General features: G+C 63.8%; 26 protein-coding genes. 11 read left to right on the top strand and 15 right to left on the bottom strand.

All coding sequences use genetic code 11. The features are described 5' to 3' along the window. Positions 1-385 precede the first annotated feature (385 nt). Positions 386-778 carry a hypothetical protein gene (locus tag DDQ68_RS06845; protein WP_109655632.1) on the bottom strand — a complete coding sequence of 131 codons (393 nt, stop codon included), beginning with the start codon at positions 776-778 and terminating at the stop codon, positions 386-388. A 347-nt stretch (positions 779-1,125) separates the two neighbouring features. On the opposite strand from DDQ68_RS06845, the gene DDQ68_RS24230 reads away from it, so the two are divergent. After that, complete coding sequence (locus DDQ68_RS24230) at positions 1,126-1,251, top strand: hypothetical protein (RefSeq protein ID WP_281271090.1); 126 nt, start codon at positions 1,126-1,128, stop codon at positions 1,249-1,251. 156 nt (positions 1,252-1,407) lie between these two features. Here DDQ68_RS24230 and DDQ68_RS06840 read toward each other — a convergent pair whose 3' ends face one another. Then, on the bottom strand, positions 1,408-1,620 hold the full coding sequence (locus DDQ68_RS06840; protein WP_109655631.1) for an alpha/beta fold hydrolase: 213 nt from the start codon (positions 1,618-1,620) through the stop codon (positions 1,408-1,410). Between the two features lie 43 nt (positions 1,621-1,663). On the opposite strand from DDQ68_RS06840, the gene DDQ68_RS06835 reads away from it, so the two are divergent. The 3 genes from DDQ68_RS06835 (at position 1,664) to DDQ68_RS23420 (ending at position 3,287) form a co-directional block, all read left to right on the top strand. Beyond that, the gene (locus tag DDQ68_RS06835; RefSeq protein WP_109655630.1) at positions 1,664-1,864 is read left to right on the top strand and encodes a YqaE/Pmp3 family membrane protein; all 201 of its coding nucleotides are present in this window, start codon (positions 1,664-1,666) and stop codon (positions 1,862-1,864) included. Between the two features lie 332 nt (positions 1,865-2,196). Next, positions 2,197-2,640, top strand: coding sequence for a helix-turn-helix domain-containing protein (locus tag DDQ68_RS23425; protein ID WP_211320155.1), 444 nt, complete (start codon positions 2,197-2,199; stop codon positions 2,638-2,640). 35 nt (positions 2,641-2,675) lie between these two features. Beyond that, positions 2,676-3,287 carry an IS630 family transposase gene (locus DDQ68_RS23420; protein WP_245897320.1) on the top strand — a complete coding sequence of 204 codons (612 nt, stop codon included), beginning with the start codon at positions 2,676-2,678 and terminating at the stop codon, positions 3,285-3,287. Here the strand turns inward: DDQ68_RS23420 and glgP are convergent. Continuing rightward, positions 3,284-4,708 (bottom strand): alpha-glucan family phosphorylase, encoded by a 1,425-nt coding sequence (gene glgP / locus DDQ68_RS06825; RefSeq protein WP_109655629.1) that lies wholly within the window; start codon positions 4,706-4,708, stop codon positions 3,284-3,286. The genes DDQ68_RS23420 and glgP overlap by 4 nt on opposite strands. A 70-nt stretch (positions 4,709-4,778) precedes the next feature. Next, positions 4,779-6,005, bottom strand: coding sequence for a phosphohexomutase domain-containing protein (locus DDQ68_RS06820; RefSeq protein ID WP_245897355.1), 1,227 nt, complete (start codon positions 6,003-6,005; stop codon positions 4,779-4,781). 95 nt (positions 6,006-6,100) lie between these two features. On the opposite strand from DDQ68_RS06820, the gene DDQ68_RS06815 reads away from it, so the two are divergent. Further along, the gene (locus DDQ68_RS06815; RefSeq protein WP_109654390.1) at positions 6,101-6,604 is read left to right on the top strand and encodes a transposase family protein; all 504 of its coding nucleotides are present in this window, start codon (positions 6,101-6,103) and stop codon (positions 6,602-6,604) included. Between the two features lie 5 nt (positions 6,605-6,609). Continuing rightward, positions 6,610-7,050 carry a transposase family protein gene (locus DDQ68_RS06810; protein WP_109654769.1) on the top strand — a complete coding sequence of 147 codons (441 nt, stop codon included), beginning with the start codon at positions 6,610-6,612 and terminating at the stop codon, positions 7,048-7,050. On the opposite strand, the gene DDQ68_RS06805 is transcribed toward DDQ68_RS06810, so the two are convergent. The 5 genes from DDQ68_RS06805 to DDQ68_RS06785 all read right to left on the bottom strand — a co-directional run bounded on the left by DDQ68_RS06805 (position 7,038) and on the right by DDQ68_RS06785 (position 11,061). Further along, positions 7,038-7,448 (bottom strand): phosphohexomutase domain-containing protein, encoded by a 411-nt coding sequence (locus tag DDQ68_RS06805; RefSeq protein ID WP_109655627.1) that lies wholly within the window; start codon positions 7,446-7,448, stop codon positions 7,038-7,040. The two genes, DDQ68_RS06810 and DDQ68_RS06805, sit on opposite strands and share 13 nt — an antisense overlap. Before the next feature lie 119 nt (positions 7,449-7,567). Then, complete coding sequence (locus tag DDQ68_RS06800) at positions 7,568-8,068, bottom strand: general stress protein (RefSeq protein ID WP_109655626.1); 501 nt, start codon at positions 8,066-8,068, stop codon at positions 7,568-7,570. A gap of 501 nt (positions 8,069-8,569) precedes the next feature. Beyond that, positions 8,570-9,700 carry a PAS domain-containing sensor histidine kinase gene (locus DDQ68_RS06795; protein WP_109655625.1) on the bottom strand — a complete coding sequence of 377 codons (1,131 nt, stop codon included), beginning with the start codon at positions 9,698-9,700 and terminating at the stop codon, positions 8,570-8,572. 401 nt (positions 9,701-10,101) lie between these two features. Further along, positions 10,102-10,551 carry a BLUF domain-containing protein gene (locus DDQ68_RS06790; protein WP_109655624.1) on the bottom strand — a complete coding sequence of 150 codons (450 nt, stop codon included), beginning with the start codon at positions 10,549-10,551 and terminating at the stop codon, positions 10,102-10,104. Positions 10,552-10,737: 186 nt separating this feature from the next. Then, a complete protein-coding gene (locus DDQ68_RS06785) occupies positions 10,738-11,061 on the bottom strand; it encodes a thioredoxin domain-containing protein (RefSeq protein ID WP_211320238.1) in 324 nt (107 codons plus the stop codon). Positions 11,062-11,473: 412 nt separating this feature from the next. On the opposite strand from DDQ68_RS06785, the gene DDQ68_RS06780 reads away from it, so the two are divergent. From DDQ68_RS06780 to DDQ68_RS06765, 4 genes are all read left to right on the top strand, one after another. Beyond that, a complete protein-coding gene (locus tag DDQ68_RS06780; protein WP_109655623.1) occupies positions 11,474-13,084 on the top strand; it encodes a sensor histidine kinase in 1,611 nt (536 codons plus the stop codon). After that, positions 13,062-14,114: a response regulator gene (locus DDQ68_RS06775; protein ID WP_109655622.1), complete on the top strand. Its 1,053-nt coding sequence runs from the start codon at positions 13,062-13,064 to the stop codon at positions 14,112-14,114. Before DDQ68_RS06780 ends, DDQ68_RS06775 begins: the two co-directional genes overlap by 23 nt. A gap of 284 nt (positions 14,115-14,398) precedes the next feature. After that, complete coding sequence (locus DDQ68_RS06770) at positions 14,399-14,773, top strand: hypothetical protein (protein ID WP_109655621.1); 375 nt, start codon at positions 14,399-14,401, stop codon at positions 14,771-14,773. A gap of 178 nt (positions 14,774-14,951) precedes the next feature. Next, a complete protein-coding gene (locus DDQ68_RS06765) occupies positions 14,952-15,263 on the top strand; it encodes a hypothetical protein (RefSeq protein WP_109655620.1) in 312 nt (103 codons plus the stop codon). A 188-nt stretch (positions 15,264-15,451) separates the two neighbouring features. On the opposite strand, the gene DDQ68_RS06760 is transcribed toward DDQ68_RS06765, so the two are convergent. The 4 genes from DDQ68_RS06760 to DDQ68_RS06745 form a co-directional block, all read right to left on the bottom strand. After that, on the bottom strand, positions 15,452-16,288 hold the full coding sequence (locus tag DDQ68_RS06760; RefSeq protein ID WP_109655619.1) for a DUF6544 family protein: 837 nt from the start codon (positions 16,286-16,288) through the stop codon (positions 15,452-15,454). Between the two features lie 179 nt (positions 16,289-16,467). Continuing rightward, the gene (locus DDQ68_RS06755; protein WP_109655618.1) at positions 16,468-16,872 is read right to left on the bottom strand and encodes a hypothetical protein; all 405 of its coding nucleotides are present in this window, start codon (positions 16,870-16,872) and stop codon (positions 16,468-16,470) included. Continuing rightward, positions 16,872-17,696 carry a BON domain-containing protein gene (locus DDQ68_RS06750; protein WP_109655617.1) on the bottom strand — a complete coding sequence of 275 codons (825 nt, stop codon included), beginning with the start codon at positions 17,694-17,696 and terminating at the stop codon, positions 16,872-16,874. The genes DDQ68_RS06755 and DDQ68_RS06750 overlap by 1 nt, the downstream gene beginning before the upstream one ends. A gap of 426 nt (positions 17,697-18,122) precedes the next feature. Continuing rightward, entirely contained in the window at positions 18,123-19,265 is a 1,143-nt protein-coding gene (locus DDQ68_RS06745; RefSeq protein ID WP_109655616.1) for an efflux RND transporter periplasmic adaptor subunit, read from the bottom strand. A 127-nt stretch (positions 19,266-19,392) separates the two neighbouring features. On the opposite strand from DDQ68_RS06745, the gene DDQ68_RS06740 reads away from it, so the two are divergent. Continuing rightward, positions 19,393-20,397 carry an IS701 family transposase gene (locus DDQ68_RS06740; protein WP_109654472.1) on the top strand — a complete coding sequence of 335 codons (1,005 nt, stop codon included), beginning with the start codon at positions 19,393-19,395 and terminating at the stop codon, positions 20,395-20,397. Between the two features lie 29 nt (positions 20,398-20,426). Here the strand turns inward: DDQ68_RS06740 and DDQ68_RS06735 are convergent, their stop codons facing one another. Then, entirely contained in the window at positions 20,427-23,696 is a 3,270-nt protein-coding gene (locus DDQ68_RS06735) for an efflux RND transporter permease subunit (protein ID WP_109655615.1), read from the bottom strand. Positions 23,697-23,777: 81 nt separating this feature from the next. Next, positions 23,778-25,232 (bottom strand): TolC family protein, encoded by a 1,455-nt coding sequence (locus tag DDQ68_RS06730; protein WP_109655614.1) that lies wholly within the window; start codon positions 25,230-25,232, stop codon positions 23,778-23,780. Between the last annotated feature and the right edge of the window lie 67 nt (positions 25,233-25,299).

The following is a 25,299-nucleotide window of genomic DNA, read 5'->3' as shown; positions in this document are numbered from 1 at the left end:
GCCTGCTCGCGCACTAAGCATGGTTTGCTACCGTAAGCGTTTGCAGGCCAAGCCCGCATCGTTGCTGGCCGGGTGGCCGTTTAGGTCTGCTGCTATAGCTAAAAAGGGAAGTCAGAAGTGTGTATGAACTACTACAAAGTACGTCCCAGATTTGCAGAAGCGAAAATAGAATTATGTTATACCAGGATAGGTTGTCGCCCGGTATTTGTGCCCTGCCGGCCTAATAAGAGTTGTTTTTACCACTTTAGTTCACATTTCCCCCGCGATTGTCCGGGTGCATCTTTCCAGAACCCAGTGCGGGTTGCTCGCGCCCCGGGGCCCCGTACGTGTCGATTGCAAATAGGGGGAAACGGCTTGCTGCTTCCCGTGCTGCGTCATCCCGTTCCTACGTCCAGTTCACAAAGTCCGTCGCCGAGGGCCGGGGCGCGAACTCGGGTGGGGGTGAAAAGGCAAACGCCTGGGGTGCGGCCTCTGGGGCCCTGGCGGCCGCGGTGCTCCGCCGCAGGGCGGTGTACAGCGCCGCGGTCAACTCCTGCTTGAGCGCCGCGGCTGGCGCGGGGCCCTGCGCCGCCCGCCGCGCCAGCACTTGCAAGGCGGCCAGCAGGGCGGGCGCGTTGGGGTGCGCCTCAGCCGGCAGCCGGCCCGCCTGCGCCAACACGTGCTGGACGAGCGCCCGCACGCGCGCCTCGCCGTCGGATGCCCAGGCGTCGGCCAGGTGCACTTGGTGCAGCCACACTTGCAAATACTCAGCTAATAATAAGTCGTATAGATAGGCCATAGAATATGCTTTTTTAAAGGTTTATCTAGAAATAATATATAGGGGGAACGAATTGACTCACAAGATTACACCTGCTAATAATTAGGTGCTAGGGGAAGGGGTAATAATTTAGCTCAAGGGTGAAAATTGCCCGACGAAAAGCATGGCGCGCTCGCCCAAACTTCTGGCCGGTTTTTGAAGGGCCCCGCTTGTTGCTGCCTGGCCGCTGCGGCTGAATCCGCCGCTTGTGGGGCCCCCAGGGCGGGGGGCAGCTTCGGCCCAGTGCTCCGGAAAATACATTGCGCCGTGCAAAAGCAGGGCCGGCGGCGATTATAACGTACCGTATTTACGTATAAATCACGGAGCATTTGCGTAGTTTCCGGGCTTTCGGGGCCGCTGCTGGCGCGGCCCTGGCCCTAGATACCATTATGGAAGAACTGTTGACCGAAACCGCGCGCCGCCATGCCATTGCCTGGGCCACGGCCCTGGGTTGAAACGGCGGAATTTCACTGGCTGATTGGCTACCTGGAGGCGCACCGCCGGCACTTAGTGCTCCCGCAGGTTGCTATTGACGACCCGCACTTGGCAACCCTGCTGGCTGCTTTTGGCGCGCTGTGAGTGGCCCTGGCCCGGGCGGTCATTAAGCGCGGTTAGTGCGGGCGAGCGGGAATGGCTCTGGTCTGAAAGAACGCGTCGGTTTTGCGGTTGAATTCGTTGGCGTGCTCGACGGGGGTACTATGGCCGCTGTTGGGCACTACCCAAAACTGGGCGCGCGGCAAGTGGCAGTAGATGGCCGCCGTGTGCGTGAGGGTAATCACGTTGCCGTCGCCGGCCACGATGAGCGCCGGGGCCCCGGGGTGCAAAATGCACTATGTTTGCTCGCTCCACCCTTTCTCCTCTTGTGCCATGCTGTTCGCCATCCTGCTGCCCGGCATTTCGATGATGTTCCGGGGCCACTTCCTCAAGGGCCTGCTCTGCGGGGTGCTGCACATCACCCTCATCGGCTGGATTCCGGCCGCCATCTGGGCCGTGGCGTCGCACAACCAGGACCAGGCCGAAAAGCGCCACCGCGAAACGCTGGCTGCCCTGGCCCGGGGCCCCCGCTAGCCCGTGCGCAGCCGGCGGGGGCCCCGGCGGCTGCGGCCCGATGCTGCGCTGCGTAGCAGCGGTTCATAAGGGTAGCGAGTAGTCCGGCAATCAGGCCCAAGCCCCGGCCAGCGGGGCGGCCCTGGTAAAGTTGGCCGTTCCCCCAAGCCCACCCCCTGACGATAATCCGCGAAACCCATGATGTTCATCATGCCCCCGCCGGGGCCGGGCGCGGGCGGCGGGTTGCTGAAGCAGCTTTGGGCCGCTGCGGGGACTACTGGTTGAAAAACAGTACTGAGTCGGTTGGTGTTTATTCCAAAAGCACTTGCTATATGATACGGTATCGGCTGCATTTGACCCCAGAAGAACGCCAGACCCTGGAAGGCTGGCAAAAGAAATACAAAAGCCATTCGCCCAAACTGCAACGAATTCAGATTCTGTTGAATAGCGACGAACAGACTGGCCGCCGGCCGGCGGCCGACCTAGCCGCCGTGCTGGGTGTCTGTACCCGAACCGTCGAACGGGTGCGCCGCCAGTTCTGCGAAGAAGGGATGGCCCTGTTTGAGCCGAAGCCGCGTAAAACGCGTTCGGACAAGAAGATAGATGGGCGGGTGGAAGCCCATTTACTGGCCCTGCTCTGCCAGACCCCGCCCGACGAGCAGCCCCGCTGGCAGCTCCAGTTGCTGGCCGACCAGCTGGTCGAACTCCAAGTGGTCGAACATATCTCGACCACGATGGTGGCGCGGCTGCTAAAAAAAACGAACTCAAGCCGTTCAACGGCCCGCAGCAGTGGGTGATTCCGGCGGAGCAGAGCGCTTCTTTTGTCTGTCAGATGGAGCAGGTACTCGACCTCTACGAGCAACCCTATGACGCAGACTATCCGGTCGTTTGCCTGGACGAGTCGCCCAAGCAACTACTGGATTACGAAACGTTTATCACCTCTACCGGCCAGCGCTGCCGCGATTCGGAATACGTGCGCCGGGGCGTGGTGGAGTTATTCGTGGCCACGGAGCCCTTACGGGGCTGGCGCTGCCTGACGGTCGAGGCCGACCACAAAGCCGCCACCTGGGTGCAGTTTGTGGCCCGGCAGATGGACTCGACCTACCGCGAGGCCAAGAAGGTGCACTGGGTCATGGATAACCTGCGTACGCACAAGCGCAGCTTTTTCTACGCCCACTTTCCGCCTGCCGTGGCCCAGGCCTATCTGCGACGGATGGACATCACCTACACCCCGGCCCACGGCTCCTGGCTGAACATGGCCGAAATCGAATTCTCCGTCCTTAGTCGCCAGGTCCTCGACCAGCCGTTCACCTCCAGCGAGCAGGTCCGCCACGTGGTAGAACAGTGGCAAGACCGCCAGAATGCGCGGCCTAAGCCCCGCAACTGGCAGTTCAAAACGGCCGACGCTCGCATCAAACTAGCTAAATTATACCCGACTAGCTAATGTTTTTCAACCACTAGGTCCTGCCGGCAGCTGTTCGCCAGCTGCCACAGGGCAGCGTCGGGCACCTGTGTGATGGTTTGGGCCAGGGCCGCGAGGTCGCCGCGCCATCGGTCTTTGCCGCAGGCGGTGGTCCAGATATCGTCGGCGGCCTCGGCGTCCCAGCTGGGCATGTGCACGCCGTTGGTGACGTGGGCTACCGGCACCTCCTCGGTAGGCCAGCGCGGAAACAGCCCGCCAAACAGTTGCCGGCTCACCACCCCGTGCAGCTTGCTCACGCCATTCACGGCCCCGCAGCCCCGAATGGCCAGCAGCGCCATGTTGAACGGCTCGGTGGGGTTGGTGGGGCTCTGGCGGCCCAGCGCCAGCAGGGTATCGAGGTCGATGCCCAGCTCCTGCCGGGCGTAGTCACCCAGAAACTGGTCCACCAGCGCCGGGCTGAAGTGGTCGAAGCCCGCCGCCACGGCCGTGTGGGTGGTGAACAGGTTGCCGGGGCGCGTCACGGCCAGCGCTGCCTCGAAGCCAAGGCCGGTTTCCTGCATGCAGGCCCGCGCCCGCTCCAGCACCACGAAGGCCGCGTGGCCCTCGTTGAGGTGGCACACATCAGGTTTAATATCCAACGCCTTAAGCAGTTGCCAGCCGCCTATCCCAAGAATGATTTCCTGCTGGATGCGCTGCTCCATGCCCCCGCCGTACAGTTCGGCCGTGATGCCGCGGTGCACCGGCAGGTTGGCCGGGTCGTTGCTGTCGAGCAGGTAGAGCCTTACGCCGCCCACCCGCACCTGCCAGGTGCGCAGCCATACCGGGAAGCCCGAGAGCCGAATCGGCAGCCGCAGCCACTCGCCGTTAGGCAGCCGTAGCGGGGTGATGGGCAGCTGGCCGGGGTCGTTATAGGGAAATAAAGCCTGCTGCGCGCCCTGGCGGTCAATCTCCTGCCGGAAGTAGCCCTGCTGATAAAGCAACCCCACCGCCACCACGGGCACGCCCAGGTCGCTGGCCGATTTGAGCTGGTCGCCGGCCACGTTGCCCAACCCGCCCACGTAAATCGGCAGCGCCTCGCTCAACATAAACTCCATGCTGAAGTAGGCCACGCAGCTCAGCGTTGCCGCCGGGTGCTGCTCCCGAAACCACTTGGGGCGGTCGGCGGCCTGCTGTTTTTGCGTCATCAACGCCGCCACCTGGCCCCGGAAAGCGGGGTCGGCGAGGTGCTGCTCCAGGGCCTCGCGCGAGGCCGTTTGCAGCACCACCCAGGGGTTGTGGGTCCGGTCCCACAGCTCGGCGTTGAGCTGCTGCCACAGGGCATCGGCCGCGTGGTTCCACGACCATTGCAGGTCCAGGGCCAGTTCCATTAGGGTATCGAGGCCGGACAGCTCGGTGGGCATGAAACCGTATTGCCGGCTGAAATTGAGGTTGTCCGTATTCATGCTGGGAGGGATGTTTGCCGTTTTTGCGTGCGCCTCACAGGGGTCCCGTGAGGCGCAACGTCAGGGCAGTTTAGGAAGGCGATTTCGCTAACGCCGCGTCGACCATCTCCTGGGCCTGCGTCATAATCTTATCAAGGTGTTCCTGCCCCAGAAAGCTCTCGCCGTAAATCTTATAGATGGCCTCCGTGCCCGAAGGCCGGGCGGCAAACCACCCGTTCTGGGTCGTTACTTTCAGTCCCCCGATGGGGGCGTGGTTGCCTGGTGCCTGGGTTAGGATGGCGGTGATTTTCTCGCCGGCCAGCTCGGTGCCGGCTACCTGGCCGGCCGTCAGGGTTGCCAGCAGGTGCTGCTGCGCGGGCGTGGCGGGCGCTTCTACGCGGTCCGTTACCGGCTCGCCCAGCGTGCGGGTGAGGGTTTGGTAGCGCTGGCCGGGGTCGTGGCCGGTGCGAGCCGTGATTTCGGCTGCCAGCAGCGCCGGGATGAACCCGTCCTTGTCGGTGGTCCAGACCTGGCCGTTGCCGCGCGCAAACGATGCCCCGGCGCTTTCCTCGGCCGCAAAGCCCAGCGAGCCATCCAGCAGGCCCGCCGCAAACCACTTGAAGCCGACGGGCGTTTCGTACAGTGGGCGGCCCAAGCGGGCGGCCACCCGGTCGAGCAGTTGGCTGGTGACCACCGACTTGCCCACGGCCGCCGCGCCGCCCCAGTCGGGCCGGTGTTGAAACAGGTAATCGGCGCACACAGCCAGGTAGTGGTTGGGCGGCAGCAGGCCGTGGCTGCGGGTCACGATGCCGTGCCGGTCGTGGTCAGTGTCGCAGGCAAAGGCGATGTCGAACGCATCCTTCTGCGCAATCAGGCCCTGCATGGCGTAGGCCGAGGACGGGTCCATCCGAATCTGCCCGTCCCAATCCACGGGCATGAACCGGAACGTGGGGTCCACCGCCGGGTTGATAACCGTGAGGTTCAGCTTATAGCGCGCCGCGATGGGCCCCCAGTAGTGCACCCCGGCCCCGCCCATCGGGTCAACGCCCAGGTGGAGGCCGCTGTCGCGGATCAGGTCCATGTCCACCACATTGCCCAGGTCGGCCACGTAGGGGTTGAGGTAGTCGTGTAGCTGCGTGGTGGGGGCCCGCCGGGCCTGCTCTGGCGGCATGCGCTGCACCATGCGCAGGCCATTGGCCAGCAGCTCGTTGGCCTTGGTTTCAATCCACTGCGTGACGGCCGTAGCGGCCCCGCCGCCCTGGGGCGGGTTGTACTTGAAGCCGCCGTCGTGGGGCGGGTTGTGCGAGGGCGTCAGCACGATGCCGTCGGCCCAGCCGCTCTGCCGGCCTGTATTAAAGCTAATTCGGAAGTGTGTGTTAAGTTACTACCCGTAGGCGAGGCGTAAATTTGGCTATGGATTACCTGAGTTTGCGCGAGCGGCCCCGCCAGTTTCTGGCCCTAACCAGCTTGCGAGCGGCGGAGTTTGACGACTTGCTGACCGACTTTGCCCCGGCCTGGGAGCGCCACCACCGCTACCACACCCTGGAAGGAACCAAACGGGCGTTCCCCGCCCACCGCGAGCGGGCCAACGCCGTGCTGGCGGGCAGCGATATAAAGCTCTTTTTTCTGCTCACCTACCTCAAAAGCAACGCCTTGCAAGAGCACCAGGCCGCCAGCTTTGGCATTTCGCAAGCGCGCGTCAGCCACTTGGCTACCGCCCTGCTGGGCGTGCTCAACCAGGTGCTGGCCCGGCGCGGGCTGCTGCCCGTGCGCGACGGCGGCGAGTTGGCTCAGCGCCTGGCTAACCACCCGGAGCCGGTCTTTGCCTACGACGGGGTCGAGCGGGGCGTACCACGTAACACGGACCGGGAGGCCCAGGCCGAGGAGTACAGCGCCAAAAAAAAGCGCACCGCGTGAAAAACATGACCTTATGCGATTCCACGCAGTACGTGCATTTTCTCTCGGCTACGGAAAGCGGGCGAGCGCACGACAAAAAACTGGCCGACGAGTACGCGCTGCACCTACCGGCGGGCTGCGTGTTACGGCAGGATTTGGGCTTGCTGGGCCACGCCCCGACCGGGGTCGTGGTGGAGATGCCCCACAAGAAGCCGCCGAAGCGGGAGTTGACGTTTGCCCAAAAGCTGTATAACCAGTTGCTGAGTCCGTTGCGCGTCGTTATCGAACACGCGCACAGCGGTATCAAGCGCCTGCACATGGTGCAGGGCACTATCCGCTTGCGCGGCGAATGGGTGCGCGATACGGTCATGGTCGTGGCCTGTGGGCTGCACAACCTGCGCGTGCGCAGCCCGCACCGCGCCTATCGCGCACCTGTCCACGCGAAACTCGCTAACTACGCCGAATAAGCTTTATTATAGGTCACGATGGCGTGCGAGATAACCGGCGTAGGCGTGTATTCTTCATTGCCCGCCAGCCGCACCTGCACCCCGTTGGCGGCCAGCACCTCCAGGGCCGTTTCGAGCGCCGGACCAGACAGGGCGTGGGTGTCAATGCCCATAAATAACGGGCCGTCAATCTGATGGGCTTTCCGGTAAAGGCAAATACTCTGGGTAATGGCCAGGATGTGCGCCTCATTGAACGTCCGGGTCAGCGACGAGCCCCGGTGCCCGGACGTGCCAAATACCACGCGCTGGGCCGGAATATTCGGGTCCGGCGCGTCGGTGTAGTAGGCCGCGATGAGCTGGGGAATATTAACCAGGATATCGGGTGGGGCCGGCCGGCCAGCCAAAGGGCTTATCTGCATAATGCGGGGCAGGGGGCGGGTAATTTCCTGATTCAGTTGCTGGCCGCCGATGGCCGACTACAATGAGGGCCAGACGGATTCCGCCTGGCCCTCGACTGCCAATAAGCTTGTCTATCGGGCTACATCGTGGTGAGTTCGCCCACGCCCAGGATTTCGCGGGCCCGTGCTACTTCGGCCGTGGTGCCGTGCGCGATGAGCAGAAATTTGCCGGCCTTGATTTTCGTTTCGTATTCGAGCACGCTATTCTCCGGAATGCCGATGCTGGCCAGGGCCCCGGCCAGCGCGCCGACGGAGCCCACCACCACCGCCCCCTCAAGGGCTGCCACCAGCGTTATCACAAATGGCCCGGCAATGAGCAGCGGCCCGAATCCTGGCACCAGAAAAAACGCGGAGCCGAACAGCAGGCTCCAGATGCTGCCCCAGAACGCGCCGGTGCCGCCCCAGTTCAGCATGCGGTCGCCCACGTTGTAGTAGCCCACTACTTTTTCTTCGGTGTGGTATTCCTGGCCCACGATGGAGAGCTGCTTCATGTCGTAGCCGTTGGTTTGCAGCTCCTCGACGGCCCGCTCAGCCTGCGCGTGGGTGTCGTAGAGCGCCGACATTATCTGGTTTTGTTTCATAAAGGGAAGGGTTTTGGATGGTACTTAAAAGTGAATGGGCAGCAAGCAATGGCCCCCGCGCTGGCCCGTTACCCGGCGGCGGCCCCAGCGAAGCGGTAATGCAAAGTTACGCGCGGTCAGCAGCCGTCCGCATGACTAATATTATGCTTAGTGTTGATTTTTAACACGTTTTTGTGTCAGGCACTTCCATTTGGTTGCCTATTTTTTTCTGCCCCGCCGGCCAAGCCCTGACCTATACCAGCCACTTGGTCGGGGCCATTAGCGAGCGGCGGGCGGCGGGTACTCTCATAGTGCGCCACGACGCTGGCCGCGCTAAGGCGGGGCGGTACTACGGCTCTGCTTCGCAGCTTTGCGGAACTGCGGGTATCGCGCTTATCGAGGGCCGCTGGGCCCCCCGTAATTTTCGCTGCTCGAATGCCTTGCTGGCGGCTGCCCCCATGAGCCGGCAGCTGTGCCAGCGTGTGCGTCACGTTCGCGGGGTGGCGAATTGGTGGTTTAGGCTTACTTCAGCACCTCAACCGCTCCCACCGGAGCCGTCGTGTCCACGGTTTCGGCCCGTGGAATCTCGATGGTGAATGTGCTGCCCTGGCCCTCCTGGCTGGCCACGGAAATGTGGCCGTGGTGCCACTCCACGATGGTTTTGCACAGGACCAGGCCCAGCCCGGTGGTGGTTTCGCCGCGCAGGCCCGGCCGGCGGGCCTTGGTAAACCGCTCGAACAAGTACGGCTGCATGGCGAGTGGAATGCCGATGCCCTCGTCTACCACGCGAATGCGGACTACGCCGGGGCCCGGCTCGATGTGCACGGCCACGAGGCCAGCGTCGGGGGTGAATTTGAAGGCGTTGCTGACCAGGTTAATGAGCACCTGCGTGAACTTATTGACGTCGATGTTGGCGTATATCGGCTCGGCGGGCACCGTGTAGGTGAAGGCGTGGCCGAGCACCCGCTGGCCGGTCTGGAGCTGGTCGAGGGGCACGCGCAGCACGGCCCCCACGTCCACGCGGTCCACTTTCAGGTCGGTATTGGCCGAGGTCAGGAACTCCAGGTTGATGAGCTCGCGAATCATTTTTACGCTGTCGCGGCTGGTGGTTTCCAGCACGCCCAGCATATCGGGCACCCGGCTGTTGAGCGGCGCGGTTACTTCCTCCCGCAGAAACTCGGCAATCTGCTGTACCATGATGAACGCGCCGCTGAGGTCGTGCGAGAGAATTTCGAGCGTGGCGTTTTTGCGGCTGTTGAACAGGTCGGCGTTTTCCTGGTAGCGCTTCAGCACGCTGGTATCGCGCAGGGTGCCCCCGAGTAGCACCCGGCCCTGCGCATCTTGCTGGTAAGAGGGCGTGAGGCAGAACCACTGGTGCGGCTGGCCCGCTTGCAGCAGGCGCACCTCTACCTCGTTGGCGGGCGGGCCCTGCTGCCACCGCGCCCAGTAGTGCGCCAGGTAGGCCCGGTCGTCGGGGTGCAGGCGCTGGAGCAAGTCCGGCAGCTCAGCGTTCACCAGGCCGCAGGTGCCCTGGAAAACCTGCTCATACGCGGCGTTGACGTACACGATGCTGCCCGCCGTGAGGTCGTACACAAACTGAACGTGGGTGCTGGTTTCCGCCTGGTCCTGAAAGAAATCGGCTAAATCTGGCATTAGTATTTAATCGATAAAGTGAGGCTGGGATGATGCGCGGGTGGCCCCGGCATTGACGATGCCGGGGCCCTGCAACCGCCAAAACGGGGGTAGGGCCCCTCGAAAAATGCCACTCGCCCGCCCAGCGGGCGCGGTGCGAGTGGCACACTACAAGATTACGCTCGCCCGAAAGCAGCTTCTATGACGAAAATCAGGTCCCAGGCTGACAAGCCGCAGCTTTTGCTTACTACGGTTGCCCACGCCCCGATCCGACGGTGAAGCCGTCCGACCGGTTGTTGCGTGAACGATGCCCGTACGACCGGCCAGACGGAGCACACGGTAACTGGTTGGACGGCTTCACCGTCGGATCGGGACGCGGAATCTTACTTAAAAATTATTATAAACAGCTAACAACCCGGTGATTACGAGTGGCTAATGGGTTCCAGCTCGTGGTTGGCTACAAAATCCAGCAGCATCTTTAGCAGCTCGGGGCGCACACGGGGCTGCGGGGCAAATGGCACTTGCCCGGTGGGGGTAGCGGCGGCCAGCAGCGCGTGCAGCTCCGCGGCGCTGGCCACGCGGAAGCCCATATTCCAATCGGCAAAGCTGCGCTCGGCGCAGGCCCCGGCGCCCACCAGGCGGCAGCGGTAGTGGCGCGGGTCGGCCATGATATGGTCGTAGTAGAGCGTCCGCACCACGTCTTCCTCGCCCTCCAGAATCTGAAAAAACCGGTCGTCGGGCGTGTGTAGCAGCAGGCCCGAAAGATGATGCGCGCGGTTGAAGGCGCGGGCTTGGTACAGCAGTGCCGTCAGGGCCGGCGTATCGAAGGGCTGCAGGGCTCGGCTTTGGTAAATGAGGTGGTACAGGCCCATGGTGTCAGTAATTTAGATACGAGCCCGCCGATGAAGAAGACTATTCCTGGCTAACGCGGCGCTTACCATTATAAGGGCAGTGAAGTTACGCGTATTTTTTGATAATCAACCCAATTCAAACGTATTAAAATACCCGCTAGCCTCAATACCCGCCAGCCTCAACACCCGCCAGCCTCGGCCGGCCAGCTAATTGGCGGGGACTTCGGCAAGCCGGGCCAGCAACTGGGGCACGATGAACTCGCCCTCGGGTAGGCCCTGCTGCCGCCACAGCTCCACGCCCTGCCGCATCAGCACGAAGGCCGGCAAGGTGGTTGCCCGGAAGCTGTGCACCACGACCGGATGGCTGGTATCGTCCACCGACAGTACCCGGATAGCGCTCCCCAGCCGCTGCTGCAATACTTGGAGGGCCGCCAGCGTGGCCGCCCGCACTTGCAGGGCCGTGCCTACCGTTGGCAGCAGCACCAGCAGCACGGCCGCATCGGCGGCCAGAGCAGAGGTTGGGGCGGACACAGGATTGGACATGGCAAGCAACTGGCTGGCAATAGGAAAAAAGAACAAAGGTAAATGTAGTGCCTTACCGTGCCCGCAAGTAAGAGAATACTTGCTTAGATAGTTAATACGTGTCATGTTAATTTGAGATAAGGGTAATACAATAGTGCTATCTAGTTTGCCGCAGGGACTGGGGGGCAGTTGTCAGAAGCCAAAGCCCCAAGCGTCTACCCGGCCAGCGCAGTGGCGCTTATAGGAACGGCCTTGCCAATTTCAATTAGCAGGTGTCGCAAAACTATCGGACCGTCTGGGGTACTGCTATGACAGTTGTCGGGTAAATACCTGACGTTCGTCATGAGAAGGGCCCCGCTTACCGCCGACCTTTGATTCGAGCGAGGCTTAGCCCAGAACCCCGTTTTTTTCGCGCCCGCCCATGCTTCCGGTTTCCTACACCATCACTCTCTCCAACCTGCTCTACACGCACTCCCGCGAGTTTGTGGGTATTTATGATGTTGAAACAGGCTGGTTTACGCAGGTAAACCCCGTGGCCGTGCAGCTGCTGGGCTACGCCTCGGAAGAAGCCTTTCTCACCGACCCCGACCACTCGCTGCGTACGCCGCCCTGGACGGTCGCTGAGTGGCGGGGCCTGTGCGAGCTCACGCAGCGCGAAGGCCACCACGAGCAGGAAACGACCATTCGCCGCCACATCGGCGAGCCGTTTCTGGCCTACATGCGGCTCACGTATTTTGAAGCCGAGGACCGCGCCACGCTCCTCGTGTGCCTCACGGAGCAAAGCCCGTTGCAACGGGCCGAGCGGGACCTGGCCCACAGCGTGCGCCGCTTCGAGGCGGTGTTTGCCAATGCTACCATCGGCATCATCGTCTGCAATAAAGCCGGCATTATGGTGTCGGCCAATGAGTTGGCCGGGCAGCTGTTTGGCTACACCCTGCCCGCGCTGCTGGGCCAGCGCATCGAGGTGCTGGTGCCCGGTGCCGCCGGCTACCAGCACGAGCTGCTGCGCGAAACGTTCAACCAGCGCCCGGAGGTGCACAGCGCGGGCGTGCGCCGCGTGCTGCAAGGCCAGCGCCAGAATGGCTCGGTGTTTCCGGTAGAAGTCAGCCTGAGCTACTTCTACCTCGACGAGGAGCTGTACGTGGTGGCCTACATGCTCGACATCAGCCTCAAGCAAGCGGCCGAGCAGGAATTAATTGCCCAGCACCAGCAAATTGCCCGCCTCAACGCCGAACTGGAGCAGAAGGTGGCCGACCGCACCCACGCCCTACTCAGCACCCTGGCCGACCTCGAAAAGCGCGGTCAGGAGCTGGCCCTGGCCCTGACCGCTGAGCGCGAGCTGGGCGAGCTGAAATCACGCTTCGTGAGCATCGCCTCGCACGAGTTTCGTACGCCGCTCACGGCCGTGCTCACTTCGGCCACGCTCATTGGCAAGTACCCCGGCGGCGACCAGCAGGCCCAGCGCGTGCGCCACCTGAAGCGTATTGAAACCTCGGTTAACCACCTTAACACCATCCTGGAAGAGTTTCTCTCGGTGGGCCGCATCGAGGAAGGCACCATGGAGACGCGGGCCACCACCTTCGACCTGGCCACGCTGCTCACCGAAACCCTGGCCGACGTGCAAAGCCTGCGCAAGCCCGGCCAAACTATTGTGCGGCTGGTGGAATGCCCCGACCCGGTGCACCTCGATTCGTCGCTGCTGCGCAAAATTGTGGTCAACCTGCTCTCCAACGCCCTCAAGTATTCGGGCGAAAACTCAGTCGTTACAGTGCGGGCCAGCTGCCAGGCCAACCAATTGGTGCTGAGTGTGGAAGACCAGGGTGTGGGGATTTCCAAAGAAGACCAGGCACACCTGTTCGAGCGGTTTTTCCGGGCCCGCAGTGTCAGTACCGTGCCCGGCACCGGGCTAGGTCTTTACATTATTGCCAGCTACCTGGAGCTGCTGCGGGGCACCATTGCCCTGCGCAGCACCCTGGGCCAGGGCACCACCGTCACCATCACCGTTCCCTATGAAAACGATTCTGCTGATTGAGGACGATGCCTTCATCCGGGAAAATACGGCCGAGCTGCTCGCCCTGACCGGCTACACTGTGCACACCGCCGAAAACGGTAAAATCGGCATCGAAAACGCTCTGGCCGCCCGGCCCGACCTCGTCATCTGCGATATTATGATGCCGGTGCTCGACGGCTTCGGCGTGCTGCACATCTTCAACCAGAACCCGCAGCTGGCGGGCGTGCCGTTTATCTTCCTCACCGCCAAAACTGAGCGTGCCGACCAGCGCCGCGGCATGGAGATGGGCGCCGACGATTACCTCACCAAGCCCTTTAGCGAGAACGAGCTGCTGAACGCCGTAAGCGGCCGCCTCGACCGCTTTCAGCACCTCAAGCCCGACTACGACCTGAAGGCCGGGGGCCTGGATGAGTTTCTGGACGATGCCCGCGCCGTGGGCAACCTGGCTGGCCTCTCGGCCGACCGCCGCGCGCACCCGGTGCGCCGCAAGCAGGACGTGTACTTGGAAGGCGACGAGCCCACGCGGGTGTATTTCGTGCAGGCCGGCCGCATCAAAACCGTGAAAACCACCGAGGCTGGTAAGGAGCTGATTACCGGCTTCTATGGCCCCGGCGAGTTTTTTGGCTACCTGGCCCTGCTGGGCAACACCCCGCACACCGACTCGGCCGTGGCCGTCGATGATTCGGAGCTGGTGTACATTCCGCAAGACGATTTTTCGCAGCTGCTGCTGCGTAATCCGGCGGTCAGCCAGCAGTTTATTCACCTGCTGGCGGGCCGCGTGGGCGAGCGCGAGCAGCAGCTGCTGGCGATGGCCTACAGCTCCATCCGCCGGCGCGTGGCCGATACGCTGCTGCGCCTCTACGCGCCCACGGCTGACGACCCGGACGCCACCATCCAGCTCACCCGCGACGACATGGCGGCCATGGTGGGCACCGCCCCCGAATCCTTGATTCGCACCCTGAGCGAGTTTAACCAGAACGGCTTGATTGAGCTGACGCCCAAGAACATCCGGATACTGGAACCGGAGAAGCTGCGCCGGGCGCGCTGGTAAGCCCACCGTGGGCTACTGGTTCATGTAGCGCCGGTAAAACCAGCGCTTCAGCAGCTCCGCCGCCGCGACGTAGGCCCCCACGATGCCCAGCACGGCCCCGTACAGCACCAGGGGTAGCGACACGAAGCCAAATACGCGGGCCAGGGGCGTAAGTGGCAGCGCCAGCAGGCCCAGCGCGACGAAGCCGGTAGGGCCTAGCCACCGGCCCGGCCGGGCGCAGTAAAAGGCTCCGCGCGCCCTTCCAGTGGACCATCGGCAACGACCGCACCCGCTGGCTGCTGGCCGTGGACCCCACCCAGCGCGAAACCATCTTGTCCCTCGGGGCCTTCCTGCAAAACCTGGAAGCCGCCGCCGCCCACCTCGGCTACGCCTGCCACTGGCAGCTACTGGCCGACAATAACCAGGCGGACAGTGTAATGGATGTGGCCCTGGCCAAGGCCGCCGGCCTGCCCGCCGTCGACATTGCGGGCCTGCTGCGCCGCCGCACGGTGCGCACCGGCTACCGCAACCAGCCGCTGGCCCCGGCTGACGTGCGCGCCCTGACTGCCGGCGAGCCCGGCTACCACTTCTTCCGCCGCGACTCGCCCCAGGGCCAGTGGCTGGACCCCCAAACCCTGGCCGCTAATCACCAGCAAACTTACCGCGACGCGGCCGAGTAGGAGCTAACGCTGGGTTCGGTTTTCGGGCCAGGAAGCCGCCCGGCACCGCGACGGCCTCACGCCCGCCAGCATGGAAGTCGGGGGGGTAGCCGGGTGGTGGATGTAGCATTTTTACACCCCGGCCACGGTACTGAAACCGAGCTTCCGGGAAGCTGGCCTGGCCAAGGTAGCCGAGCAGGTGGGCCAGTCGGGGGGCTGGCTGATGCTCACCAGCCCCGACCGTGCCACCCCCATACTGCTCGATACCGGCCGGCGGGTGCAGCGCTTCTGGGTGCAGGTGTGGGGCCGCGGCATCGCCTTGCATCCCATGACGCAGGTACTGGAGGAAGCGCCCTTCGCCCAGCAAGCCAACGGTGCCCTGGGTCTGGCCGAGCCCACCCAGTTCCTGCTACGCTGCGGCTACCTGGATGACTACCCCGAGCCCACGGCCGAGCGCCGCCCGGTCGAGTGGTTCGTCCATAACGGCAAGGTGAGCCGGAACATGGCGTAGCGCCGGGGCCCTGGTAGGAAGAAATGGGTAGGCTTAAAACGGCCGCAGCTAGTCGTAGGCCAGCGCGCGCATAGTGAAGCGGGCGTAGGGCTGCAAGTAACCGTCTAAGTACTCACGCATAAGTAAGCGTATTGAATTGAACGTCATACTGAGCGCAGTCGAAGCATCTCTACCTCGTAAGTAAATAATTACTGTTGCGGTAGAGATGCTTCGACTGCGCTCAGCATGACCGCCTTTTTTGCTACGGTTACTTTTGCGCGACTACTTAGTAGCCAGTTGGCTTCCAGCACAGTGGGGATGCGCACGCCGTGCCATTCCTGGTAGTGGGCGCAGCGCACCACCCACGGTCGCAAGGCATCGTCGCCGAAGTAGCGCTGGGTTTCGCACTGCACCAGCTCGTCGTCGTCGTTGAAGCGCACGAGGCAGGCCAGCTCCTCGCCCCGGTAGGTGAACAGTAGGCGGGCCGAATGCGCGTCCACTGCCTGCCAGCGGAGCCACCTGCCGGGCAGCAGCGCGGTGGGCAGCAGGACGCTCTCGCTCAGCCAGCGCAGCAGCTCGCCCTGGTCGTAGTGGGGGCCGTGGCCCTGCACAATGGCCAGGGCCCCCAACAGGCGCACCGTGAGGGCCCCGCGGCCGGCCATGTATTCGTCGCGGGCCGTGAACCAGCGCGTGGAACCCTGCCAGATGAAGCCGGGCGGGTCGGCCGTCACGTACTGCTCGCCGGTAATGGCCACCCAGTCTTTTTTCAAATCGGTTTTGAACTGCCCGGTGTGGCGCCAGCGCAGGCCGCGCAGGTAGGGCTGGCCCTCGGGCAGCACGCGGCGGAAATAGCGCTGCACCGGCGCGGGCAGCCCGGCCGGTTGCACCCCGCAAAAAATCTGGGGCGCAGCACCGGTGGCTTGGGCAAACAGCCACCCCACGTCGCGGCGTAGCTGGCGGGCGGCCAGGGCCCGGCCCAGCAAGGTGCCCAGCACGGGCAAGGCCAGGGCGGCCGCGGCCAGCGGCCACGCGAGTTTCTGGTTCATAGCCGCGTTGGTTGAGGGGAGGAAATAGGGGTTGGAGCAGCGGCTACGGCTTGGTTGGGGGGGGGTAGGTGCCTCCTGGCCTGAATTAATCATACATTAATTCCGATGCAATAATCTAATCATCAATAAGAAAGCTAATAGCTGTCAGCTAAGGGCTGCTCGAAGTCTCCCGCTAAGGCTCAATACTTAGCGCCAGGTTTTTTATACAGCTGCCGCCAGCGGCCCGCCCACCGCCAGGATGACGAAGTGGACGCTGGACGTGATGCCGGCCAGCACGAGCATAAACGCCAGGGCCGCCGCGCTGTATCTTTTCCTGGCCGGGCGGGCGAGGCCTGCACCGCCACCAGGCTGACCACCAGCGGCGGCACCATGAGCACGATGAGCAGCTCCATAAGGGAAAAGAAGGGCTCGCCGATTGGGTCAGCCGGCGACCGAAGCCCATACATGCCAAGCCCTGTAACAGCCGCGTAGGCCACGCCCAAGCCAAACACCGCCCAGGCCGCCGCCCGGCCCAGGGTGCGGTGCTGGGCCGTGAAGCCCGTGGGGGCCCCGGCGAAGTGCGTTGGGGCCGGTGCAGTACCCATCAAGCGCTGATAAGCAAGTGGTTGTTCACGTCCGTGGCGCCGTCGAGGTTGGCCCCGCGCCCGGCCTGCTGGCGGGCCAGCCACGGCTCCACGGCGCCGCTGAGCGCGACGCGGCCGGCCCACACGCCTGGGCCAATCAGCTGGTTGTGGAACAAGGCCGGCCGGTAGGGGTGCAGGTGCTGGGCCAGCTGGGCATCCCAGGCCTCGCCGCGGGGCGGGCCCTGGGTGGGGGCCCCCGCCAGGTGCACGTGGTTTATCACCTCAACCACCCCGTTGATGCCAGCGGCCACGTCGGCCGCCCGCTCCCGGTCGAAGCAGTCCACCACCACCCCCGACAGCTGCACGCACCCGTTGGCCACCTGTACCGCAAAGCGGCAGCGGTGTACGTAGGGGTCGTGCAGCAGGGCTGCCCGCACCTGCGCCTGAATAGTGGCGTCGGGCTCATTGCTGCGGACCTTCAGCAAGTTATGTATCTCCCGCACACCTGCTACGGCGCGCGCAACCTGCTCGGCGGCTTGCCGGGCGCGCAGGTTGCTGAGCGTGCCCAGCAGCGTTGCCACCCCGGCGCGCACCTGCACTGCGAGGAGCAGGGCGGCGAGGCACGGTTCGGCGCGCAGCGCCGCCCGAACGGCCTGGGCCACAGTTATATCGGGCTGGGGACGGAAATCCGGGTGGGCCTGGGCGTAGCCAGGATTCCAGTGGGCTGCCAGTGGGCTGCGGGCCTCGGCGCGGCCGGTCCCGGCAGCGTAGGCAGCGGCGGCCAGGCGGCCGATTGCGGCGACCAGGTACGCTTCTGTGGTGGGCAACCCAGTGGGGAGGAACATGGTGGGGAGGGAAAAGGAGAGGCCCCGGCCGGCCGCGTGGAACGGTAGCAAAGCTCCGCCCTGGCAGGAGCACCCGCGCTGATGGGGGTCAGCCAAAAGGCTGATTTACGTCATGCTCATCGGTTAAATGGGTTCTCCCTATTCGCTGTGAAAATCTGGTAATGAGTATACTAGCGCATTTTTTGGATCCAGGTACAGTCTGGCTGCTGCCGGGCCGCAGGCTCTTTCAGCCGCCCGACCGGTTCTCATCAGGGAAAACAACTGGCGGCGAGTCAGCTGGTCGGCCGGCTGAAAAAGCCGGCCGACCGGGCCGTACCCGGACCTGAAAACTGCGCTGGCAGGGCAGCGCGCGCAGTAGCTACTGGCTGGTATCAGCGGGGCGGGCTCTGCCGCGAAGCCCCCGGGATGCGGGGCCCGGGCGGGTGCCTACCGGCCCACCAGTGCCACTTGCACCGGTTGCTGGGCCACGATTTCCTCGTTACCCGCTTTCAGTACTACGTCGCCGGCTTTCAGGGGCCCGAACACCTGCACCTGACCGGCGTTTTCGTCGCCTTTCTGCACGTCCACCAGCTCGGTTTTGCCGGCTACTACCCGGATGACGTAGGTGCGCTCGGCGGTGCTGACCACGGCCGACTTGGGCACGTAGAGGCTGGTTTTGGGAGATTTGATGGGAATGGTAGCTGAGGCAAACATGCCGGGTTTTAGTTGCTCCTGGGGATTAGGGATGTCGATTTCCACCGTTTCGGCGCGGGTGCCGGGCGTCACGTTGTCCGCCACGCGGTCAATACTGCCCGCAAACGTGCGCCCCGGAAAGGTGCGCACATTGAACTGCACCGGGGCCCCCTGGTGGATGTCGCCCACATAGGCTTCGGGCACGGCCACGCGCAGGCGTAGCCGGCTGAGCTGCTTGAGCCGGAACAGGGGCACGGTGCTTTGGCCGCCGGGCCCCACCAGCGCGCCGGGGGCAGCGTTGCGCTCGGTGATGACGCCGGCCATCGGAGCCGTGAGGCGCAGGTAGGCCGCCATTTGGGCGGCGGCCTGGTAGTGGGCGCGGGCGGCCACCACGTTCAGGCTGTCGCTGGTGGCCTGGGTGCGGGCCTGGTCGAGGCTGAGGGGCGACACGGCCCCGGCGGTGCGGGCCGTTTGGCGCAGGCGGCGGTAGGTGCCCCGGCTGGCCTGGAAGCTGGCCTGGGTCACGCTCTGCTTGGAGCGGGCCTCGCTCAGGGCGGCCGTTAGCTCGGGCGCGTCCAGCTCGGCCAGCACCTGGTCCCGGCGCACGTGGTCGCCAATGTCGGCGTGCAGGGCCTTCACGTAGCTGCTCACGCGGGGCATGATGTCGGTCTGGAAGTAGCTGTCCAGCTCGCCGGGCAGGCTAAGGCTTTGGGCCGGCTGGGTGGCCGTGACGCGCACGGCATCGTAGCGCACATCGGCCGGCGCCGGTGCAGCGGTTGCTTCGGCGGCGGCCTGGCCCTGCGCGGCGTCGGTCGAGTTGCAGCCGCCGAACAGAGCCGCCGTGGCCGCCAGGCCCAGCGCAGCCAAAGCACGCAACAAAGGAGCGGGAAAGGGCATAATAAAGGAGTTATAAGATGAAGATTAGTAGTTGAAAATCAATGGTTAAGCCAATTAGAAATCACGGTGGATCTTTAACTTTTAACCTTAGGACTTACGCAAAAAGTGTAACTTGAAAGGAAAAGCCATGAAAGTGACGGCACAACTGTACGGGCAGTTTTTGGTGAGCAGCCAGGTCAACTACACGGGGACGTATCTGGCCGAGCATCTGGAGGGCCTCTCGCACGACAACGTGCGCTATTTTCTCAAAACCCGGCGTTTCACCCCCCGCCAGCTCTGGCAGCAAGTACGCCCACAGGTGATGCTCAGCGCGCGGGGCTACGTCCTGTTTGACGACACGGTGCTCGACAAGCACCACAGCCGGCGCATCGAACTCGTACGCCGCCAGTACAGCGGCAACGCCCACGGCGTGATTGCCGGCATCGGCCTGGTGACGTGTGTGTACGTCAACCCCGAAACCGACCAGTTCTGGCTCATTGACTACCGCCTTTTCGCCCCCGACACCGACGGCAAGACCAAGCTCGACCATGTGGCCGACATGCTCGGGCAATTGGCCCCGCGCAGTATCCCATACCGCACGGTGCTCATGGATAGCTGGTACGCCACCACGGCCCTGTTCAAGTGGCTGCTGGACGAAGGCAAAACATTTTACTGCCCGCTGAAAAGCAACCGGCTCGTCGATGATTCCGGCGGCCAGCAGCCCTACCAGCCCGTGGCCTGCCTGTGCTGGTCGGCCGCCGAAGTAGAAGCTGGCAAAATCCTGAAAGTGAAGGGCATGCCCAAAGATTTCAAACTGAAACTCTTCCGCGTACTGGTGTCCACCCACCGGACGGACTACCTCCTCACCAACGAGGTTGAGCCCTTGCACACGGCCGCTGCCGAACACGAAAGCAGCGTCCGCTGGACGATTGAGCAGTTTCACCGCGAACTCAAGCAACTCACCGGCGTGCAGGCCTGCCAGTGCCGGCTGGCCCGCAGTCAGCGCAATCATATTGCCCTGGCCGTGCGCGCTTGGACCTGCCTTAAACAAGCCGCCTACCAAACCAAACAAACCGTCTATCAGCTCAAACAAGGCTTTTTGGATGAGTATATGCGACATGAATTACGCCAGCCTTCGCTCGCGTTTGCGTAAGTCCTAAACCTATAACTTTTAACTCTTTTTTACACCAGCACCGGCTGTTCGCTCAGGCTGTGCTCGGTAGCGGGCGCTTCGTAGCCGTCGTAGGTAGCGCTCGCCGGGTCGTCGGGATCGAGCGAGACGGAGGCGAACGTCGTCTTACGCTGCAAGGCCGCGAACACCACCGGTAGCACGAACAGGGCCGCCACTGTGGAGGCCAGCAGGCCCCCAATCACGGCCCGGCCCAGCGGGGCCGACTGCTCGCCCGCTTCGCCCAGGCCCGAGGCCATGGGCAGCATGCCGGCCACCATGGCCAGCGAGGTCATCAAAATGGGCCGTAGGCGGGCCGCGCCGGCTAGGCGGGCAGCGGCCACGGCGTCGCGGTAGCGCAGGCGCAGGCTTTCGGCGTTGGTGACGATGAGCACGGCGTTGGCCACCGACACGCCCACCGACATGATGACGCCCATGTACGATTGCAGGTTCAGGGTCTGGCCCGTGAGCAGCAGCAGGGCCAGCGCGCCGGCCAGCACGGCCGGCACTGTCACGAGCACCACGGCGGCCACTTTCAGCGACTGGTAATTGGCAGCCAGCAGTAGGAAAATGACTACCACGGCCAGGCCCAGGCCGGTTTGCAGGCTGCTCAGGGTTTCGGTGAGCAGCTTGGCCAGGCCGCGCAGCTCCACCACCGAGCCCTTGGGTGGCGCGCCTACGGCCTTGATGGCCCGCTGCACGTCGCGGGTGGCGGTGCCCAGGTCCTGGTGGTCGATGTTGGCCGAGACGGTGATGATGCGGCGCGGGCCGATGCGGTCGTACTCGCCGGGCACGTTGGCGGTGTGCAGCGTCGCCACGTCGCCGAGCGTAGGGCGCAGCTGGCCCGGCACCAGGGGCAGGTTCTGCATATCGGCTTCCGATTTCATGTCCTGGGACTGCAACTGCACCTGCACCTGGTAGGCAAAGCCCTTGCTCTGGTCGAGCCACAGGTTCTTGGCCGTGAAACGACTGCTGCTGGTAGCCGCCACCAGCGACTTAGCAATTTGGTCGGGGGTCAGGCCAAACTGCGCGGCCCGCTCGCGGTCCACGTCAATCTGCACCGTGGGGTAGCTTAGGGGCTGGTTAATGCGCACGTCGCGCAGGTAGGCAATCCCCTTGAGCCGGGCCACGAGCTTGTCGGCGTAGGCTTTGCCGTCGGCCAGGCTCTTGCCGCCCACCAGAATTTCGATGGGCGTCTGGGCCCCCTGGCTCATGATTTTATCGGTCAGCTCAATCGGCTCGTAGCTCAGCTGCACGTCGGGTAAGTGCTGGTGCACGGCCTGCCGAATCTGGTCCTTGAGCGCGTCCAGGTTCTTTACTTGGTAATCCTCGGCCAGGTTCACCTGCAAGTCGGCCTCGTTGGGGCCGGCGTTGAACACGTACAGCGCGCTAGTGCCGTAGGAGCTGGGCGTCATGCCCACGAAGGCCGAGGTAATGGCTACGTTTTTAGGGCCCACAATCTGCTGAATGAGGCTAATCACCTCCTTGGTGCGCTCCTCGGTGCGCTCGATGCGCAGCCCCTCGGGGGCCACGATGCGCACCTGAAACTGCTTGGAGTGGGTAATTTTAGGCATCATGTCCTGCCCGATGAAGTAGAAGCACACCCCAATCACGGTCGCGCACACCACGCCGTACACGGTGCCGACCAGGGCCCGGTGGCGCAATAGCTTATCCAGGATGCCCAGGTAGGCCAGCTTCACCCGCTCGAAGCCCTTGACTTTATCCTGGTGGTGCACCTCGTAGCCTTCCTGGCTGACTTCGCGGGGTTGCTTCAAGTCGGGCAGCAAGCTCAATTCGTGCTCCGAAGTATGTTGGTGGCCTTTCAGCCACCAGTTGGCCACCACCGGCACGAAGGTTTGCGAGAGGGTGTAGGAGGCGATGATGGCGAAGCCCACCGAGAGCGAGAGCGGAATGAACATGCCGCGCGGCACGCCCGACATGAGGAAGGCCGGCGCAAACACCGCCAGGATGCTGAGCGTGATGAGCAGCAGCGGAAACGATACTTCCTGGCTGGCATCCAGAATGGCGCGGGCCTTGGTTTTGCCCATTTCTTGGTGCTGGTGAATGTTCTCGATGACTACCGTCGCCTGGTCCACCAGAATGCCGATGGCCAGCGACAGCCCCGACAAGGTCATGATGTTGATGGTCTGCCCGGTTAGTTGCAGCAGTAGAATGGCCGTCAGAATCGAAATCGGAATGGTGAGAATCACAATAGCCGACGAGCGCCAGTCGCCCAGAAACAGGAACACGACCAAGCCCGTGAGCAGGGCCCCCAGCCCGCCCTCGAAGGCCAGGCTGTGCACGGCCTGGCTCACGTACACCGACTGGTCGAACTCGTAGCTGAGCTGCACGTTGTCGGGCAGCAGGGCGCGCATCTCGGGTAGCTTGGCCTTCAGCGCGTTCACCACGCTCATCGTGGAGGCGTCGGCCGACTTCGTGACGGGGATATACACCGAGCGTTTGCCGTTGATGAGGGCGTAGCCCACCGGTACGTCGGTGGCATCCTCCACCGTGGCCACGTCGTGGATGAACACCATCGGCCCCACGCCCTGCCGCAGCGGGATGTTGAGAAATTCGGGAATTTTATCCAGCACCGTGTTGCTGGGCGTCATCACCATGTAGTTGCCCATACCCACCGAGCCAGCCGGCGACACTTGGTTATTTTTCACGATGGCCGACACGATTTCGTCGGGCGTGAGCCGGTAGCTTTTCATCTTTTCGGGGTCCACGCGCACCACCACCGTGCGCTCGTTGCCGCCGAAGGGCGGCGGGGCCGACGCCCCCGGAATCTGCGAGAACAAGGGCCGGATGCGGGTCGAGGCCAGGTCCTGCATCTGCCCCAGCGAAGCGCTGGTCGAGCTAAACACCAGCTCACCTACCGGCAGGCTGCTGGCGTCGAAGCGCACCACCGTGGGCGGCACCGTGCCCGGCGGCATGTAGCTCAGCACCCGGCTCACCTGCGAAGCCACTTCGCCAGCCGCCTGGGCCATGTTCACGTCCTCGTAAAACGTGCACTTCACCAGGCACAGGCCCTGGATGTTCTTCACCTCCACGTCCTTGATGCCCGACACGTAGAGCATTTGGTTTTGGTAGCGGGTGGCGATGAAGCCCTCCATCTGGGCCGCCGTCATCCCGCCGTAGGGCTGGGCGATGTAAATGGTGGGCAAATTCAGCCGGGGGAAAATGTCAATCGGGATACGCCCCAGCGCCAGCGCCGCGAAGACGAGCACCCCCAGCAGGGCCACGATAACGGCAATCGGGCGGGCTAATGCGGTTTTTATCATTTTTTTGGCTATTGGCTAGAAGCTGGGGGAGAGCAACGAAAAGGGGAAAAGCTAGTGGCCATCAGCCATCAGCTAAGGGCTTTACAGCTGCCCGAGTAACTCGCCGAGGTTACCGCTAGCTGCCCCTTGCAGCAGCACGGCGCGCCAGAGGTTGTTGGTGGCCAGGGCCTGGTCGGTTTCGGCGCGGTTGAGTACTTCGGTGGCCTGAGTGAGCACGAGCAGGTTATCAAGGCCCGCGTCGTAGCGGGCGCGGGCCTGCCCGTAGGCTTGGCGGGCGGCGGCCAGCTGCAGCGGGGCTTGCTGGGCCGTTTGCTGGGCCAGCTCTACTTGCAGGCGAGCGTTTTGCAGCTGCGTGGCCAGCTGCAGGGCCTGCTGGTCGTAGTCGGCGCGGGCCTGCTCGGTGCGGATGCGCTGGGCCTGCGCGGCGCGGCCCGAGTGAATCAGCTCGGTGAGACGCCAAGTGAGCGTGGCACCGGCCATGTAGTCGTAGGCCTTAAAAGGCAGGCCCGCGCCCGGCGATGAGTCGATGACGAAGTTGCCGTGGTCGTCGGCGGCGTCGTGCACGCCCGAGCCCCGGCCCCAGGTCGAGGCCAGCAGGTTTAGGGAGGGCCGTTTGTTGGCAGTGAAGAGTTTGGTTTGAGCATCGCTGAGGGTAATGCGTTGGCTGTAGGCCCGCAGCAGCGGATTGTTGGCGTGGGCGGTATCACCGGCGGGCGGCCCGGCGGCGGTTTGGGGCAGGTGGGTGTAGAAGGCCATCGAATCAAGCTGCACATCCTGCGTGGGCTGGCCCAGTAGGCCGGCCAGCCGGGTGCGCTGCTCACGGGCCTGCTGGCGGGCGGCCAGTACCTGCAAGCGGGCGCGGGCCACCTCGGCATTAGCCGTGGCCGAATCGATGCCTGCCCGGATGCCCGAGCGCGTGCCGGCTTTGATGACCGTAGCCAGGGCCAGGGCCCGCGCCAGATTGGCTCGCTGCAAGGCCACGGCCTTTTCAGCTCCCAGGGCCAGCAGGTAGGCATCCGCCACCTGGGCCTGGTACTCAAACCGGGCTTGGGCCAGGTCGGCCTGGGCCGCCGACACGGCCGCTTCGGAGCGGCTCTCGTCGGCCCGGTAGCGGCCGAAAGTCACGGCTGGCCACTCAATCGCCAGCGCCCCGAGGCTGGAAAAATTGGTACGCCCGTCGTAAGAAGTAGTTTTAATGCCGCCCGAAATCGGGATAGCCATCCCGCCAATAAACGCTCCCCGCACCTGGTTCATGGTCGAGTTTACGCCCTGGAGCTGGGCGCTGACCTGCGGCAGGAAGGCCGCCCGGTTGGTGCGCACGTCGGCCTGTGCCGCCCGCACCGCCGCCTGGCGGGCGCGCAGGGCGGGGTAGTTATCCTGGGCCACGTGCAGGGCCTGGGGTAGGGTAAGGGGGCGGGGCAGCTGGGGCAGTTCGCGCGGCTGCTGGGCCCAGGCAGCGGGGCCGGCCAGCAGCCCGGCCAGCAGCCCGGCCAGCATCAGGGCCCAGCCCACGGAAAAAAGGTTTCGCAGCTTCATAGCGCAAACTTCCCGCAGCCCTATTAACGTGGCATTAAAGCCAAATTAAAAGTTATTAAAGCCCTGC

The sequence above is a fragment of the Hymenobacter nivis genome, from assembly GCF_003149515.1.
GTDB lineage: Bacteria > Bacteroidota > Bacteroidia > Cytophagales > Hymenobacteraceae > Hymenobacter > Hymenobacter nivis.
The sequence above is the reverse complement of the archived record's forward strand: the minus strand, read 5'-3'. Positions and strand labels throughout refer to the sequence as shown.

Excerpts from the sequence above, each read along its gene's own strand:
- DDQ68_RS06780 (WP_109655623.1), top strand. The coding sequence starts at position 11,474 with ATGCTTCCGGTTTCCTACACCATCACTCTCTCCAACCTGCTCTACACG.
- DDQ68_RS06800 (WP_109655626.1), bottom strand. The coding sequence starts at position 8,068 with ATGAAACAAAACCAGATAATGTCGGCGCTCTACGACACCCACGCGCAG.
- DDQ68_RS06815 (WP_109654390.1), top strand. The coding sequence starts at position 6,101 with ATGGATTACCTGAGTTTGCGCGAGCGGCCCCGCCAGTTTCTGGCCCTA.
- DDQ68_RS23420 (WP_245897320.1), top strand. The coding sequence starts at position 2,676 with ATGGAGCAGGTACTCGACCTCTACGAGCAACCCTATGACGCAGACTAT.
- DDQ68_RS06750 (WP_109655617.1), bottom strand. The coding sequence starts at position 17,696 with ATGTTCCTCCCCACTGGGTTGCCCACCACAGAAGCGTACCTGGTCGCC.
- DDQ68_RS06805 (WP_109655627.1), bottom strand. The coding sequence starts at position 7,448 with ATGCAGATAAGCCCTTTGGCTGGCCGGCCGGCCCCACCCGATATCCTG.
- DDQ68_RS06795 (WP_109655625.1), bottom strand. The coding sequence starts at position 9,700 with ATGCCAGATTTAGCCGATTTCTTTCAGGACCAGGCGGAAACCAGCACC.
- DDQ68_RS06760 (WP_109655619.1), bottom strand. The coding sequence starts at position 16,288 with ATGAACCAGAAACTCGCGTGGCCGCTGGCCGCGGCCGCCCTGGCCTTG.
- DDQ68_RS06730 (WP_109655614.1), bottom strand. The coding sequence starts at position 25,232 with ATGAAGCTGCGAAACCTTTTTTCCGTGGGCTGGGCCCTGATGCTGGCC.
- DDQ68_RS06740 (WP_109654472.1), top strand. The coding sequence starts at position 19,393 with ATGAAAGTGACGGCACAACTGTACGGGCAGTTTTTGGTGAGCAGCCAG.
- DDQ68_RS06845 (WP_109655632.1), bottom strand. The coding sequence starts at position 778 with ATGGCCTATCTATACGACTTATTATTAGCTGAGTATTTGCAAGTGTGG.
- DDQ68_RS06790 (WP_109655624.1), bottom strand. The coding sequence starts at position 10,551 with ATGGGCCTGTACCACCTCATTTACCAAAGCCGAGCCCTGCAGCCCTTC.
- DDQ68_RS06810 (WP_109654769.1), top strand. The coding sequence starts at position 6,610 with ATGACCTTATGCGATTCCACGCAGTACGTGCATTTTCTCTCGGCTACG.
- glgP (WP_109655629.1), bottom strand. The coding sequence starts at position 4,708 with ATGAATACGGACAACCTCAATTTCAGCCGGCAATACGGTTTCATGCCC.
- DDQ68_RS06755 (WP_109655618.1), bottom strand. The coding sequence starts at position 16,872 with ATGGGTACTGCACCGGCCCCAACGCACTTCGCCGGGGCCCCCACGGGC.
- DDQ68_RS06835 (WP_109655630.1), top strand. The coding sequence starts at position 1,664 with ATGCTGTTCGCCATCCTGCTGCCCGGCATTTCGATGATGTTCCGGGGC.
- DDQ68_RS06735 (WP_109655615.1), bottom strand. The coding sequence starts at position 23,696 with ATGATAAAAACCGCATTAGCCCGCCCGATTGCCGTTATCGTGGCCCTG.
- DDQ68_RS06745 (WP_109655616.1), bottom strand. The coding sequence starts at position 19,265 with ATGCCCTTTCCCGCTCCTTTGTTGCGTGCTTTGGCTGCGCTGGGCCTG.
- DDQ68_RS06775 (WP_109655622.1), top strand. The coding sequence starts at position 13,062 with ATGAAAACGATTCTGCTGATTGAGGACGATGCCTTCATCCGGGAAAAT.